Annotated in this window: 13 protein-coding genes and 1 pseudogene; 2 read left to right on the top strand and 12 right to left on the bottom strand. The window is 70.3% G+C overall.

Annotation, left to right across the window (positions count from 1 at the left end; all coding sequences use genetic code 11):
• From ACIA6A_RS17310 to ACIA6A_RS17275, 8 genes and pseudogenes are all read right to left on the bottom strand, one after another.
• Positions 1-222 (bottom strand): annotated as a pseudogene (locus tag ACIA6A_RS17310) (hypothetical protein); the annotation flags it as partial.
• 70 nt (positions 223-292) lie between these two features.
• Positions 293-1,255, bottom strand: a complete 963-nt coding sequence (locus ACIA6A_RS17305; protein ID WP_396098662.1) for an ABC transporter substrate-binding protein — start codon at positions 1,253-1,255, stop codon at positions 293-295.
• A 526-nt stretch (positions 1,256-1,781) separates the two neighbouring features.
• Complete coding sequence (locus ACIA6A_RS17300; protein ID WP_396098661.1) at positions 1,782-2,156, bottom strand: hypothetical protein; 375 nt, start codon at positions 2,154-2,156, stop codon at positions 1,782-1,784.
• Complete coding sequence (locus ACIA6A_RS17295; RefSeq protein WP_396098660.1) at positions 2,153-3,385, bottom strand: extracellular solute-binding protein; 1,233 nt, start codon at positions 3,383-3,385, stop codon at positions 2,153-2,155. The genes ACIA6A_RS17300 and ACIA6A_RS17295 overlap by 4 nt, the downstream gene beginning before the upstream one ends.
• Before the next feature lie 99 nt (positions 3,386-3,484).
• Positions 3,485-4,225 (bottom strand): winged-helix domain-containing protein, encoded by a 741-nt coding sequence (locus ACIA6A_RS17290; protein ID WP_396098659.1) that lies wholly within the window; start codon positions 4,223-4,225, stop codon positions 3,485-3,487.
• Positions 4,226-4,260: 35 nt separating this feature from the next.
• Positions 4,261-4,944: a SprT-like domain-containing protein gene (locus ACIA6A_RS17285; protein ID WP_396098658.1), complete on the bottom strand. Its 684-nt coding sequence runs from the start codon at positions 4,942-4,944 to the stop codon at positions 4,261-4,263.
• Positions 4,945-5,005: 61 nt separating this feature from the next.
• Positions 5,006-5,428, bottom strand: coding sequence for a hypothetical protein (locus tag ACIA6A_RS17280; protein ID WP_396098657.1), 423 nt, complete (start codon positions 5,426-5,428; stop codon positions 5,006-5,008).
• A 6-nt stretch (positions 5,429-5,434) separates the two neighbouring features.
• Positions 5,435-6,094 carry a hypothetical protein gene (locus ACIA6A_RS17275; protein WP_396098656.1) on the bottom strand — a complete coding sequence of 220 codons (660 nt, stop codon included), beginning with the start codon at positions 6,092-6,094 and terminating at the stop codon, positions 5,435-5,437.
• Positions 6,095-6,288: 194 nt separating this feature from the next.
• Between ACIA6A_RS17275 and ACIA6A_RS17270 the strand changes: the two genes are divergently transcribed.
• The gene (locus ACIA6A_RS17270) at positions 6,289-8,190 is read left to right on the top strand and encodes a carbohydrate-binding module family 20 domain-containing protein (protein ID WP_396098655.1); all 1,902 of its coding nucleotides are present in this window, start codon (positions 6,289-6,291) and stop codon (positions 8,188-8,190) included.
• Positions 8,191-8,231: 41 nt separating this feature from the next.
• On the opposite strand, the gene ACIA6A_RS17265 is transcribed toward ACIA6A_RS17270, so the two are convergent.
• Positions 8,232-8,807 (bottom strand): TetR/AcrR family transcriptional regulator, encoded by a 576-nt coding sequence (locus ACIA6A_RS17265; RefSeq protein WP_396098654.1) that lies wholly within the window; start codon positions 8,805-8,807, stop codon positions 8,232-8,234.
• Between the two features lie 150 nt (positions 8,808-8,957).
• Here ACIA6A_RS17265 and ACIA6A_RS17260 point away from each other — a divergent pair, with 150 nt between their 5' ends.
• Entirely contained in the window at positions 8,958-11,183 is a 2,226-nt protein-coding gene (locus tag ACIA6A_RS17260; RefSeq protein ID WP_396098653.1) for an MMPL family transporter, read from the top strand.
• On the opposite strand, the gene ACIA6A_RS17255 is transcribed toward ACIA6A_RS17260, so the two are convergent.
• From ACIA6A_RS17255 to ACIA6A_RS17245, 3 genes are read right to left on the bottom strand one after another with little or no spacing between them, the layout of a single operon-like run.
• Positions 11,131-12,660 carry an aldehyde dehydrogenase family protein gene (locus tag ACIA6A_RS17255; protein WP_396098652.1) on the bottom strand — a complete coding sequence of 510 codons (1,530 nt, stop codon included), beginning with the start codon at positions 12,658-12,660 and terminating at the stop codon, positions 11,131-11,133. The genes ACIA6A_RS17260 and ACIA6A_RS17255 overlap by 53 nt on opposite strands.
• 14 nt (positions 12,661-12,674) lie before the next feature.
• Complete coding sequence (locus ACIA6A_RS17250; protein ID WP_396098651.1) at positions 12,675-13,808, bottom strand: NAD(P)/FAD-dependent oxidoreductase; 1,134 nt, start codon at positions 13,806-13,808, stop codon at positions 12,675-12,677.
• Between the two features lie 40 nt (positions 13,809-13,848).
• On the bottom strand, positions 13,849-14,301 hold the full coding sequence (locus tag ACIA6A_RS17245) for a hypothetical protein (RefSeq protein ID WP_396098650.1): 453 nt from the start codon (positions 14,299-14,301) through the stop codon (positions 13,849-13,851).
• Between the last annotated feature and the right edge of the window lie 216 nt (positions 14,302-14,517).

The raw sequence follows: 14,517 nt of genomic DNA, 5'->3' as shown, positions 1-14,517 counted from the left end.
ACCCTGTCCTGGGCGGTGCCCCCACCGGCGATCAGATTCTCCACCGCGGCCCGCCGGTCGTCCACCCGCCTGCGGGCCGGGGCCGGCTCGTCGCGGAAACCGACGTTGCCGCCGAGCAGACCGGCCGTGAGACCGCGCTCGGTCTTTGTCGACCTCGATCCCGCTGATGACCCCGAGCAGGACCAGCACGGCGACAACCGGCAGCGCCAGGGTACGCACCACCCGGCCGCGATCGTGCCACCGGAACGACTCACGTCAGGCTCGTGACTCTCTTCTTCTGCCGGAACGTGGATCAGGCGGAGGGAATCCAGGGCTTCCAGGTCGCTTCGTGCTCCTTGACCCATTTCTCGCCGGCCGCTTCCGCGGTCATACCCTGGTTGGTGAGGTAATCGGAAACCAGGTTCTGATCATCGTTGGTCCAGGTGAAGTTCTTGATCAACTGAAACGCGGTGCTGTTGGTGTCCGCGAACTTCTTACTGACGATCTTGTCGAGCACGTAATCCGGGTAGTCACAGGCGACCTTCTTCGGATCCGCGTCACAACCGGTCGTGTATGCCGGTAGCTTCACCCGGGCGTATTTCTCCTTCGAGAACAGCCACTGCGGCTCGTAGAAGTAGAAGAGCAACGGCTTCTTCTGAGCGGTCGCCTGCTGTGCCGCCTTGATGATGGCGGCCTCACTGCCGGAGAAGACCACCTTGTAGTTCAGTTTCAGGTTCTCGACGAGTGCGACATCGTTCGTGACGAACGACGGGTCGCCGTCCAGCAGTTGTCCCTTACCGGCCGATTCCGACGTCTTGAACAGGTCCGCGTACTTGTTGAGGTTCGCGCCGTCGGTGATGTCCGGGTACTGGTCGGCCATCCACTGCGGGACGTACCAGCCGATCACGCCCTTGTTGCCGGTCGCGCCGAGGTCGACGGCGACCTTCTTGTCCTCGATGTAGGTTTTCTTCAGGTCGTCGTGACCCCAGTTCTCCACGACCGCGTCGACCTCGCCGGTCTCGAAGCCCTGCCAGGCGATTTCTTCCTTCAGGTTCTTCTTGTCGACGGTGTAACCCAGCTCGTGCTCGAGCAGATATCCCAGGACGGCGGCATTGGCCTCATAACCGACCCATGGGTTGATCGCGAGTTTGACGGTGCCTTTGGAACCCGTCTGTCCACCGGAGCCGGCATCGGACTTCGCGCCACCACAACCGGCCGCCACCATCGCGAGCGTCGTGGCCACCGCGGCGAGCCGGAACGACATTGCGTATCTCATCAAGGATTCCCTCCACATGGCGCCGTGCCGCGACTCACCGGCCGAGCGGTGAGGGCGCTGACCGCCGCCATAGAATTGAGGTGTCGCACCGGCATGGTCAATGGGGCGGCAAAAGGTTTACCTGAGCGCAATAACCGCTGCTCGGCCCGACGCGCGACTATGGACCTCACTGATCGCGCGGTCCATGAAGGAACATCGCGCACAGTGATCTGATTGCGGTCAGGAATACACGCTCCCAAAATTGCTCGGGTGCTCCGCCCGCGTGCGCGAACGCCCGGAAACCGGGGGTTGTCACCCCGTCCACCACTCGATCACGGTGCGTAGCGCACTGGATCCATTGTCGACAGCGAGCTTCGATGTGACACTCGCAAACGATCTTGAAGACTTGTCCCGACGGCGATCATCGGCAAACCGGTGGGGCGGCGAGGGTGAGCGTGGTCCCGGCCCGCCCGGTGTCGAAGCGAGCGGCGGCCCGGCGGCCCGGTAGCCCGGTAGTGCGGCGGCCCGGTGGCGGCGCTGCTGTCGGTCAGGGCTCAGCCGGGGGTTCCCCGCCTTCCCGGGAGGGCTGGCCGGTCCGGGAGGGTAGGCCGGTCCGGGAGGGTTGGGCGCTTGGGGAGGGCTGGCCGGTTGGGGAGGCTTGGGCGGCGCGGTAGGACTGGTAGGTGAGCCGGATCGCCACGGCGGCCATGATGGCGGAGGCGACGCTCGCCAGCTGGTCCATCGCGGCCATGCCGAAGAAGTAGACCCCGGTGCCGGCGAGGCTGACGAGCGCGACCAGGGTCAGGACGCCCGCCATGCGGTGCGCGGTCATTCCCCGGAGGCGGTCGGCGGCGAGGTAGACCGCGAGCTCGCTGAGGATGAGCGCGGCCGTGGTGATCACCGAGACGTGCCAGGCCATCATCGCAGCGCCTTGACCATGCGGGTGGTGAAGTCCGGGGTCAGGTCGGTGCCGTCGGTGAGGAAGGCCTTCGTGTCGGCGGCGAAGAGGGACGCGAAGTCGGTGTAGTTGCGGTGCACCGGGCGGGGTATCGCGTTGTCCACCGCGATCCGGACGGCCTTGAGCTGCGGGACCAGGTTGGTGACCTGGGTGTCGTTGTAGACCGCGGTGCAGCTGGGCGCGAACCCCGCGAGCGCGAGGATGCGTTGCGCCGGGATCCCGGTCAGGAATCGGATCAGCCGCTCCGCCTCCACCGGGTGCGGGCACCGTGCGGTGATCGCGAGGAACTGGCCGCCGAGGATCCCGTACGGTATCGGCCGGACCTCGATGCGTTCCGTGCCGCCACCCCGCTCGCCGCGGTCCAGGGCGCCGAGGCGGAACGGCCAGTTCCGCATGTAGGGCAGGTTGCCCGTCTTGAACGCCTTGTCCGAGCTGTCCTCGTTGAGGGTCGCCACCACCGACTTCTCCTGGAGGGCCGTCCGGAGGGGGGTCAGCGCCTTGTTCCAGCGGGTGTGGTCGAAGTCCCACGTCTCGCCGTCGTCGGTCAACAGGCCCCTGTCCCGGGCGTAGGCCTGCTCCAGGACGTTGACGACGAAGGCCTCCTCGTCGGCCTCGCTCCATTCGAGCTGGCCGGCGAATCGCGGCCGGCCCGCCTCGGCCCGGGCCATGACGGTCGCCAGATCGGTGGCCAGGTCCGGATCGGGCCGGACCGGGACCCGGCGGAACAGCATGCCGGCGTCCGCGTTGAAGGGGAGTGCCCAGAGCTCCTTCGAACCCTTCACCGTGCATGCTTTCTCGATCGACGGGAGATACCGCATATTCTTGGCCTGGGTCAGTGTGCGCAGTCCGGTCCCGCCGTCGGCGAAATGCGGGATGTGGATCAGGTCGAGGTTGAGGACGTCGGCGCCGGAATCCTCGAACGTGGCGAGCTGATCCTTGGTGGAGCCCGCCACCCGTACGATCTGCACCTGGATCTCGGGGTGGAGTTCTTTCCAGATCCGCAGGAGTTGGTCCCGGGTCCCGGTGTTGTCCGTCCCGGTCGCCAGCTTCAGGCCGATCACCGGCGCGACGGCGTTGGGCAGCGGTTTTCTCGCCGGGGCCCGGTCGACGAAGATCCGGTTCGCCACCGCGCCGAGGGCGCCTGAGATCAGCGCGCCGGCCAGGAACGACCGACGTGAGTGTGCTTCGCCCATGATAATCAACCTGCGTTCATCACCTACGGAAACAATGTATTTTCCGATGGTACGCAGGAATGCAAATGGGAATTGTTCTCGCTATTTATCCGGCCATTGTCAGACCATCATGAATTCCTGTTCCAGGGCGGCCAGCGGGCGGGCCGGGGGGAGGACGAGTTTGTAGCCGACCTGGCGGATCGTGCCGATCATCGACTCGAATTCGGAGCCGAGTTTGGCTCGCAGGCGGCGGACGTGGACGTCGACCGTGCGGGTGCCGCCGAAGTAGTCGTAGCCCCAGACGTCGCGCAGCAGTTGGGCCCGGGTGAAGACCTGGCCGGGGTGCTGGGCGAGGAAACGCAGCAGCTCGAACTCCTTGTACGTGAGGTCGAGCGGCCGGCCGCGGAGCTTGGCGGCGTACGTGTCCGGGTCGATGGTGAGGTCGCCCGCGCGGATGGTCTTGCCGGCATCGGTGGGCATGTCGGCCAGCCGGCCCGCGGCGAACTGGAGCCGGGCCTCGACCTCGGCCGGGCCGGCACCGTCGAGGATCACGTCGTCGACGCCCCAGTCGGCGTTGATGGCGATCAGGCCGGCCTCGGTGACGACCGCGAACAGCGGCACCGCGAGGCCGGTGGCGCGCAGGGTCCGGCAGGTGGCCCGGGCCTGGGAGAGCTCGCGCCGCGCGTCGACGAGCACCGCGTCGTGGCTGGACAGCGACGCGAACGTGCGCATGTCCTGCGGGGCGTGGTCGACCGCGTGGGAGAGCAGGTCGAGGGCGCCGAGGGCGCTCGGCGGGTCGCCGGGGGTGCCGAGGAGCAGAATTTTCACGAGTGACTCCGCCTGTTGGGGTAGTGCCAGCATCCGTGACCGGAAGTGCCGCGAACCGTGCAGACGTGTTACGGCTGGGTAAACGCTTGGACCGTGGTGAACGAGGCGCTGAGCACACCGGCCCGGGTCTGCACGTGGTACCGGCTGGTCCCGCGCTTCACGATGGTGCCGGTCAGGTCGGCGTACTTGCCGCCGCCGGTGAGCCGGACCTGGTCGCCGACCTGCAGCCGGACCGGTGGGGGCGCGGTGGCGGCGGTCCGCAGGCGGGCCAGTTCGGCCTCGTAGCGCGGATGCATCGGGGCCGGGTCGCCGTCGCGGGTCCAGGTGAACAGCGCGGACACGTCGAACCGGGGGGAGCAGTCGAGGCAGGAGCGGACCCGGACCGGCCGGCGGTGGGCCGTGGTGCGGTGCCCGGCCGGGCAGGTCCCGACCCAGGATCCGTCGACCCGGGGCGCGTCCTCGGGGATGCACCGGCGCCCGGAGCAGCCGATGCGCTGGGCGGTCGCCCGCCACACCCGGTCGTGGCCGTGTCGCGGGCCGGCGAGGGCGTGGGCGATCTCGTGCAGCACCGTCTCGGTGACCTGTTCGGGGGAGTACAGGCTGATCAGCGACCGGGACAACCCGATCTGCCGGCGGTCCGAGCGGCACACGCCGGCCCGGGTCTTGGCGTCGTCGAACACCAGGGACCAGCCGGTGAGCCGGTGCTGGGTCATCAGGGCGGTGGCCAGCTCCCGCGCTTGCGTCAGGTTCAACGCGTGACACTCCTCGTCGTCGTGGTGGTCGTGCCAGACGATGGTGCCACGGCGGTGTGTGTCAGTGGTGGAGTCCTGTCCGGCCGTCGTCGAGCTGGGTGAGTGTCACGTGGTCGGCGAGGTATCCGGACGCGGACAGCGTCACGATCGTGGTGTCGTCGATCGTGTCCGGGTCGCTCACCGCGTACACGGTGACGGATTGTGGCTGGTCCCAGTCGGTGGGCCCGAACGTGACGATGACCGGGGGTGTGCTCCAGTCGCCGGTGCCGTTCATCCGCGTCATGATCGCGACCCGGGAGGCCGGCGGGGCGCTGAGGCGTACGGCGAACGTCGCGGCCCCGCCGTCCTCGGGCACGGTGAGCGCGTCAGGGGTCACGACGACCGTGGCGGGGGTCTGCGCCCGCGCCGCGGAGGCCGGGGCCTCGGGGGCCGGGGCCAGCCCCAGTGCACCCACCGTGGCCAGGGCCGTGATGACTCGGATCATGGCCGGTCAGTCCAGGGCCGGCAGGGTGCTGGGGCCGTTGTCGACGAACGCGTAGGTCGTCTCCAACGGGGCGTCACCGAGCTCCTCGGCGATCAGGCCGTCCGGGAAGACCTGCAGGAACGCGCCCTGGGCACTGATCGAGTACGTCGGGTCGCCCTGCTCCTTGGCGTCCTGCTCGGTGATGGTGAACAGCTGCCCGGCCCGGCCGGCGTCACAGGCCGTGGCCACGACGGTCAGCGAGGAGCTGCCGTTGTTCTTGATCCCCATGCAGGACGGTTCGCCGCTGCTGTCCGCCTTCGCGGTCTTGATCAGGTACTTGCCGTTGTGCGGGGTGAGCACGAACAGGCCGTGCTCGGCCTCGCCGTCGGTGAGGCCGAGCCGTCCCTTGTCGTCGACCGCGACGATCGACTCGAAACCCGGGATCGGCTTGATGACGATCTGCCGCTTGCCCGCGAGGATCGGATCCCCACTGCTGCTCTCCTGGGTCGGCTCAGCCTCGTCGGGAGCCTCCGTCGCGGTGTTCTTCTTCAGATTGCCGACCTCGCCGGAGGCGGTGGGGGCGGTGGCCTGGCTGGGGGAGGTGCTGGTGGCGGCGCAAGCCTGCTGGGTCAGCAGGGCGCCGGCGGCCAGGACGCCGAGCAGAGCGGTGGTGCGACGGTTCCGCATGGGAGGACCTCCCGGTAGATGTGGCGGTGACAGGAACCAGGATCACCACCGTGGATCGCCCACGGAGCGCACGCGGCGCAGAGTGGCACGAACCATGGAGAGAGCGGGTTCCGACCGCAAGAACGGGCACGATGTGCCTGGCCAGGTGTGCAGCGCGTTGACGAGCGTCGAATGCATCGTGCAGCCTCGCTCGGGTGATCCCCAAGAAACGAAGACTGCGCACCCTGCTCTCCGGCGCCGGGGTGGCGACGCTGCTCGCCGCCGGTGGCGTGACCGCGGTCGTGCTCGCCAACCAGGCCGACGCCGCGGTGAACCTCAACGACAGCGACGTCACCGCGAACCTGTGGGAGTGGAACTGGCCCTCGATCGCGAAGGCCTGCACCGGCCAGCTCGGCCCGGCCGGGTACGGCGCGGTCCAGGTCGCCCCGCCCCAGGAGTCGATCACGCTGCCGACCAGCTCGCAGGGCGCGCACCCGTGGTGGGAGGTCTACCAGCCGGTCTCGTACCAGATCACGAGCCGCCTCGGCACCCGTGAGCAGTTCGCGAGCATGGTGACCGCCTGTCACACCGCGGGCGTGCGCGTGTACGTCGACGCGGTCATCAACCACACCGCGGGCAGCGGCAACACGTACAAGACCGGGTACGCCGGCGGCACGATCGACCCGAAGGGGTTCAGCTACCCCGCGGTGCCGTACTCGACCGGAGACTTCCATCACGCCGGTGACGGGTCCTGCAATGACGAGGACGGCCAGATCGACGCGTGGGACGACCCCGCCGAGGTGCAGAACTGCGAGCTGTCCGGCCTCTCGGACCTCAAGACCCAGAGCGGCACGGTACGTACGAAGATCACCGGCTACCTGAACGACCTGGTCGGGCTCGGTGTCGACGGGTTCCGGGTGGACGCCGCCAAGCACATCGCGCAGGCCGATTTCGCGCAGATCATCGGTGGGCTGAGGAAGACCACGGCCGAGGGCCGGGCGCCTTACATCGCGCAGGAGGTCATGGCGGGCGGCACCGGGACCCTGGCCCCGTCGGCGTTCACCGCCAACGGTGACGTGCTCGGCTTCTCGTACGCGAACGCCCTCACCAACCACTTCCGCGACGGGAACCTCAGCGACCTGGGCGGCATCCCCTCCTGGGGTCTGGACCTGAAGAGCGCGAACACCGCCGCGATGGTCACCAACCACGACCTCGAGCGCGACGGCAGCACGCTGCGCACCCAGGACGGCGGCAAGTACACGCTGGCCAACTACTTCCTGCTGGCCTACCCGCACGGCAAGCCGTTCCTGTACGACGGGTTCACGTTCTCGACCGGCAACACCGGCCAGTCGCCGCCGGCCGACGCGAACGGCTACGTCAGCGACACCAGCTGCGGCAACGGGGCATGGCAGTGCAGCACGCAGTCCACCGGCATCAAGGGCATGGTGGCCTGGCACAACACGGTCAAAGCGGCCACCACGGCCAGTGACTTCACGGCCACCTCGGACAGCGTGATCGGCTTCCGCCGCGGCTCGCTGGGCTGGGCCGGCTTCAACGCCTCCGGCAGCGCGTCGACCGCGACGTACCCCACCGGGCTGGCCGACGGCACGTACTGCGACCGGGTCACCGGCGGTGCCTCCAGCGGTGGTTGCGCCGGCACCGCGGTCACCGTCTCGGGCGGCAAGGCCAAGGTCACCATCCCGGCCGGCGGCGCGGTCGCCGTCGACATCAACGCGAAGTCCGCCGGTGGTGGCGCCACGACGGCGCCGACGGCCACGACGGCACCGACGGCCACGACGGCACCGGCCCCGACCACCTCCGCGTGTACGACGGTCGCGGTCACGTTCGGCGCGACGGTCACCACCGAGTGGGGACAGAACGTGTTCGTCCTCGGCAACAAGGCAGCGCTGAGCACCTGGGACACCACGGGTGGCGTGGCACTGTCGCCGGGCTCGTACCCGGTGTGGACCGGCGGGGTGAGCCTGCCGGCCAACACGACCGTCGAGTACAAGTACGTGAAGAAGGAAGGCTCCGAGATCATCTGGGAGTCGGGGGCGAACCGGACGTTCAACACCGGCAGCGCCTGCACCAAGACGCTGACCGACACCTGGAACTAGCCGACCCAGGGCCCCCGTCGTGATGGTGGGGGATTCCGCCGTCACGGCGTGGGGCGGCGCCGGATCTGCAGCAGCCGGCGGCCGACCTCGGTCAGCTGCGCGCGCAGCACCTCGGGGCCGAGCGTGGTGAGCTCCGGGTCGCGCAGTGGGCCGAGCAGGCCGGTGACGAACAGCGACAACGCCACCCGGGTGGAGACGTCGGCCGGGTCGCGGACCAGGTCGGCCAGCTCGTCCCAGCCCTGGGCGAGGGCGTGGTTCGTCAGCAGGAGGCCGACCGCGGGGTCGCCCAGCATGACGGCGAACTGCTCGTGGTTGTCGACGGCGAGGTCGACGATGCCGCGGACCAGCTCGTCGAGCCGGGCCTGCCGCCCGCGCCGGGCGGTGATCCGCTCGACCATCGCGGTGAGCCGGTCGACCACCGGTGCCAGCACGCCGAGGATCAGCTCGTCCTTGGTCCTGTAGTGGTAGTAGACCGCGGCCTTGGAGACGCCCATCTCGTCGGCGATCGCCTGCAGCGAGGTGCCCTCCACGCCGTGCTGCGCGAACAGGCGCAGCGCCACGTCGTGCAGCTGCAGCCGTCCGGCCCCCCGGGGTCGCCGACCGGTTCCTGTCGTCACGGTCACAGCCTATCGACACCTGTCCGTAACTTGCCGAACGGCTGGTTTGATACTGGCCGCACGGCAGGTTGAAAACTGGCCGAGCGGCAAGTTTAAGCCTTACGGTGATCGGGCCGATTGGATAGTGAGCGGCTTCTCGAGGGGGACAACGTGGCAACTCTGCTGTACCGGCTCGGCCGGTTCTCGTTTCGTCGGCGCCGGCTCGTGCTGGCGCTGTGGGTGGTGGTGCTCGCCCTGCTGGGGGTGGGTGCGGCGACCCTGTCCGGGCCGACCAGCAACGCGTTCTCCATCCCGGGCACCGAGTCGTCGCGGGCGCTCGACGTCATCTCCGAGAAGATGGGCGGCGGCGGCAACACCGCGACCGCCCGGGTCGTCTTCACCGTCGGCGACGACGCCGAGCTGACCGGCGCCACGCAGAAGGCGGCCGTCGAGAAGGCGGTCGCCGCGCTCAAGGTCGCCCCCCAGGTCGCCGCTGTCGCCGACCCGTACGAGTCGCAGACCGTCTCGCAGGACAAGCGGACCGCCTACGCGACCGTCACCTACGCGGTGGCCGCCCCCGACCTCACCGAGGCGGCCCGGGAAGGGCTCCGCACCGCCGGCGAGAGCGCCGCATCGGCCGGGATCGAGGTCGAGTTCGGCGGTGACGCCACCGTGGCCGGCACCGAGGCCGGCGCGACCGAGGTGCTCGGCGTGCTGGTGGCCGCCGTGGTCCTGGTGATCACGTTCGGCGCGCTGGTCGCCGCCGGGCTGCCGCTGCTCACCGCGATCATCGGGGTCGGCGTCGGCATGGCGGGCATCCAGATCGCCACCGGCTTCTTCGACCTGTCCAGCTCCACGTCCGCGCTGGCGCTGATGCTCGGCCTGGCCGTCGGCATCGACTACGCGCTGTTCATCGTCTCCCGCTACCGCCACGAGCTCGCCGAGGGCCGCGCCGGCGAGGAGGCCGCCGGGCGCGCCGCCGGCACCGCCGGGTCCGCGGTCGTGTTCGCCGGACTGACCGTCATCATCGCGCTGGCCGCGCTCGCGGTGGTCGGCATCCCGTTCCTGGCCGCGATGGGCTTCGCCGCCGCGGCCACCGTCTTCGTGGCCGTGCTGATCAGCCTGTCGCTGCTGCCCGCCCTGCTCGGCTTCGCCGGGGTCACGGTGCTGCCCAAGGCCCAGCGCGGCATCGCCGGCAAGCACGAGCAGCCCGCGGGCACCCCGTTCGGTGAGCGCTGGGCGCGTCTGGTCGTCAAGCATCGGGTCCTGGCCCTGCTGGTCCCGGTCGTCGCGATCGCCGTCATCGCGATCCCGGCGCTGGACCTGCGCCTCGCCCTGCCCGACGACAGCACCGCCGCGGTGGACTCCACCCAGCGCAAGGCGTACGACCAGCTCTCCGAGGGCTTCGGTGCCGGCTTCAACGGCCCGTTGATCATCGTGATCGAAGCCGCGGCCGGGCAGGCCGCGACCGCCGGTGCCGAGGCCCAGAAGATCATCACCGGCCTGCGGGACGTCGTGGTGGTGACCCCGCCGACGCCGAATCAGGCCGGTGACACCGCGATCCTGTCGGTGATTCCCGCCAGCGGCCCGACCAGCGAGGACACCAAGGACCTCGTGCACGCCATCCGGGCCCAGGAGAAGGCCTTCACCGCGGCCACCGGCGGCGCCACCCTCGCGGTCACCGGCACCGCCGCGATCAACATCGACGTCTCCGAGAAGACCAGCGGCGCCCTGCTGCCGTACCTCGCGGTCATCGTCGGTCTCGCGTTCGTCCTGCTCATGCTCGTGTTCCGGTCGATCCTCGTGCCGATCAAAGCCACCCTGGGCTTCCTGCTCTCGGTCGTCGCGGCGTTCGGCGCGGTCGTCGCGGTCTTCCAGTGGGGCTGGCTCGCCGACCTGCTCGGTGTCAAGTCCACCGGCCCGCTGGTCAGCTTCGTCCCGATCTTCCTGATCGGCATCCTGTTCGGCCTGGCCATGGACTACGAGCTGTTCCTGGTCAGCCGGGCCCGCGAGGAGTACGTGCACGGCGCTTCCCCGGACGACGCGGTGATCAGTGGCGTCAAGCACGGCGCCCGGGTCGTCACCGCCGCCGCGCTCATCATGATCAGCGTCTTCGCGGGCTTCATCCTCGCCGACGACGCGATCATCAAGTCGATCGGTTTCGCGCTCGCGTTCGGCGTGCTGATCGACGCGTTCCTGGTCCGGCTGACCATCGTCCCGGCCGTGCTCTCCCTGCTCGGCAGGGCGGCGTGGTGGCTGCCGCGGTGGCTGGACCGGGTCCTGCCGAACGTCGACGTCGAGGGCGAGCAGCTCACCAAGGAGCTCGCGGCGGACGACGACGAGCTCACACCGGGAACTCCACTCCCTGAGCCAGCGGGAGCGCACCGGAGTAGTTGACCGTGTTCGTCGCCCGGCGCATGTAACCGCGCCAGGCGTCGGAGCCGGACTCCCGGCCCCCACCGGTCTCCTTCTCGCCGCCGAAGGCCCCGCCGATCTCGGCCCCGGACGTCCCCAGGTTGACGTTCGCGATGCCGCAGTCGGAGCCGTCGGCGGCGAGGAAGCGTTCGGCCTCCGCCTGGTCGGTGGTGAAGATACTGGACGACAACCCCTGCGGTACGCCGTTGTTGAGCGCGATGGCCTCGTCCAGGCTCCGGTACGTCAGCACGTACAGCAGCGGCGCGAACGTCTCCCGCCGGACGATGTCGGTCTGCCCGGGCATCCGTACGATCGCCGGCTCGGCGTAGTAGGCGCCGGGGGCCTCGCCGGCGTAACGGCGCCCGCCACCGGCGACGAGCTGGCCGCCCTGGTGCCGGGCCGCGTCCAGCGCGTCCCCCATGGCCTGGTACGCGGCACCGTGGATGAGCGGCCCGACCAGGGTCCCGGCCGCGAGCGGGGAGCCGATGGGCAGCCGCCCGTACACCTCGGCGAGCCGTTCGGTGAGCTCGCCGGCGACCTCCGCGTGGGCGATGACCCGCCGCATCGTGGTGCACCGCTGGCCCGCGGTGCCCGCCGCGGCGAAGACGATGCCCCGGGTGGCCAGGGCGAGGTCCGCGGCCGGCGTGACGATGGCGGCGTTGTTGCCGCCGAGCTCCAGCAGCGACCGGCCGAACCGGTCGGCCACCCGCGGGCCGACCGCCCGGCCCATCCGGGTCGAGCCGGTGGCGCTGACCAGCGCGACGCCGGGGTGGTCGACGAGTGCCTCGCCGACGTCAGCGCCGCCGATCAGCACCTGGCTGAGATGCTCGGGAGCACCGCTCTCGGCGACGGCCCGGTCGAGCAGCGCCGCCGCGGCCAGCGCGGACAGCGGGGCGAGCTCGGACGGCTTCCACACCACGGGGTCACCGCAGACGAGCGCCAGCGCGGTGTTCCACGACCAGACCGCGACCGGGAAGTTGAACGCGCTGATCACCGCGACCACGCCGAGCGGGTGCCACGTCTCCATGAGCCGGTGACCCGGTCGTTCGGAGCTGATCGTGCGGCCGTACAGCTGCCGGGACAGCCCGACCGCGAAGTCGCAGATGTCGATCATCTCCTGCACCTCGCCGCGCGCCTCGGAGGTGACCTTGCCGACCTCGATGCTCACCAGATCGGCGAGGTCGTCGAGGTGCTCGCGCAGCAGCCCGCCGAACCGCCGCACCAGCTCGCCGCGCGCGGGTGCCGGCACCGTCCGCCAGGCGAGGAACGCCGCCCGCGCCCGCTCGACCGTCCCGGCCACCGCCGCCGCGTCGTGCCCGCGCAGCGAACCCAGCGAACCGCCGTTGACCGGCGAGGTCACCGGACGGTCACCGGCGAGCGCGGCGAGATCGACCCCGCAGCGGTACGCGGCCGCGTGCGCCCGCGACCGCAGGTCCTCGATGCTGGGCAGTACGGTCACGGTGTGCTCCCTCGTCAGACGATGTTGAGCTCGGGCCGGGCGGCGGCGCGCGCGAAACGGTCGGCGCCCAGCCCGGAGACGTCGGTGAACGGTTCCCGGCCCAGGTAGAGGTCGCGCATCACCTCGCCGACCGCGGGCCCCATCAGGAATCCGTGCCCGGAGAAGCCGGTCGCGTACAGGAACGACCCGGCCCGGCCGATGAGCGCGTTGTGGTCCGGCGTCACCTCGTAGAGCCCGGCCCAGCCGCCCGCGATCCCCACGTCGGCCAGCCCCGGCGTCCGGCGCGCGACGGCCTCGCCCAGCCGGGGCAGCCACGTGTCGGAGCGGCCCAGCTTGAACCCCGGCGTCTCGTCGGGGTCGGACATGCCGATCAGCAGGCCGGCGCCCTCGTTGTGGAAGTAGTACGTGGTGTCGAGGTCGATGGTGAACGGCGTGTGCGGGTCGAGCCCGGGGACCGGCTCGGTGACCAGGATCTGCCGCCGCAGCGGGGTGACCGGCAGCTCGACCCCGGCCCACGACCCCACCCGCGCCGACCAGGCCCCGGCGGCGCAGATCACGGTGTCGGTACGGATGTCGCCGCCCTCGGTGTGCACGGTCCCGGGGTCGAGCCCGGTGACGGCGCAGTGCGGGATCAGCCGGGCCCCCGCGCGCCGGGCGGCGGTGGCGTAGCCCAGCACGACCGACTCCGGCGTGCAGTGCCCGTCCAGCGGCGAATGCACGGCGGCGAGTACGCCGTCCGTACCGATCAGCGGTGAGAGCTTTTGTGCCTCCCGGGCGCCGATCATCCGGGCCGGGACGCCGAGCTCGTGCTGCAGCGCCACGGCGGCCTCGAACGACGCGACCGCCGTAGGATCACCGAGCAGGAACAGGTAGCCGACCCGCCGGAAGTCGATCTCCTGCCCCAGCCGCGCCCGGAAGCCGGCGAACGTCTCGAGGCTGCGCGCCCCCAGCATGATGTTGACCGGGTCGGAGAACAGCGCCCGCACCCCACCGGCCGCCTTCGACGTCGACCCGGACCCCAACGCGCCCTTGTCCACCAGCACGACGTCCCGCACGCCGGCGGCGGCCAGGTGGTAGGCGGTGCTCAGCCCGATGACCCCGCCACCGATGATGACCACGGCGGCGGAGGACGGCGGCGGCGTAGTCATTGCCATCCATCTTCACCGATGGATGGCGACGCGTACAGGATCAGAAGTAAACGGTGACGCCGACCGCCTTGCAGGCTCCGGTGAGGGTGGTCTCGGCCTTCTCGAAACCGCCGGTGCCGATCGCGGCGGCCGGGCTGGGGTCCTTGGCCGCCTTCGCGGCCTCCGAGCCGAGTTCGCGGGCGGCCACTGCCACCGCGCTGTCGCCCGCGGAGAACGCCTCGACGGCGACCTGGTCCTCGAGTTTGGTCAGGATCGCCGCGAGCGCGGCCGGGGTGGGGCCGGTCTTGGACTGCTGGAGTTCGAGCAGGTCGTCCTTGAGGTCGTTGCCGAGCTTCTGCACCGAGGTGCAGATCTTGACGTCACTCGCCGTGGTCGAAGCGGCCGGGGCCGAGGTCGCCGCGGCGGTCGGTGCCGGGTCCTCCGCGCCGCACGCGGCCAGCATGAGGAGGGAGGCGAGGGCCAGGACGGCGGACGGTACCCGAGAGCGCTGCACAAACGCGTACGGTAGCCGACGTTCCTGAGCGCCCGCGCCTGCCTCCTCGCCGTTCCCCCCGCGCCACGGCCCAGGAACGTGTAGTTCTGGAAGACGTGGGCAAGCTCGTGTGCCAGGTCCCACGACCCGTAGCGGTGTCGGCCTCACTGATCCGAGCGCGGGCAGGTTCTGGGAGACCGGCGCCGAGTTCATGGCCATGCAGACGGTGCCGGCTTC

The organism is Actinoplanes sp. NPDC051494, from assembly GCF_044454705.1.
Lineage (GTDB): Bacteria > Actinomycetota > Actinomycetes > Mycobacteriales > Micromonosporaceae > Actinoplanes.
Note: the sequence above shows the minus strand (reverse complement) of the source record. Positions and strands in the feature narration are given on the sequence as shown.

What these genes read in the sequence shown, in the direction of transcription:
- ACIA6A_RS17305 (WP_396098662.1), bottom strand. Translation starts at nt 1,255, where the DNA reads ATGAGATACGCAATGTCGTTCCGGCTCGCCGCGGTGGCCACGACGCTC.
- ACIA6A_RS17300 (WP_396098661.1), bottom strand. Translation starts at nt 2,156, where the DNA reads ATGATGGCCTGGCACGTCTCGGTGATCACCACGGCCGCGCTCATCCTC.
- ACIA6A_RS17295 (WP_396098660.1), bottom strand. Translation starts at nt 3,385, where the DNA reads ATGGGCGAAGCACACTCACGTCGGTCGTTCCTGGCCGGCGCGCTGATC.
- ACIA6A_RS17290 (WP_396098659.1), bottom strand. Translation starts at nt 4,225, where the DNA reads ATGCTGGCACTACCCCAACAGGCGGAGTCACTCGTGAAAATTCTGCTC.
- ACIA6A_RS17280 (WP_396098657.1), bottom strand. Translation starts at nt 5,428, where the DNA reads ATGATCCGAGTCATCACGGCCCTGGCCACGGTGGGTGCACTGGGGCTG.
- ACIA6A_RS17275 (WP_396098656.1), bottom strand. Translation starts at nt 6,094, where the DNA reads ATGCGGAACCGTCGCACCACCGCTCTGCTCGGCGTCCTGGCCGCCGGC.
- ACIA6A_RS17250 (WP_396098651.1), bottom strand. Translation starts at nt 13,808, where the DNA reads ATGACTACGCCGCCGCCGTCCTCCGCCGCCGTGGTCATCATCGGTGGC.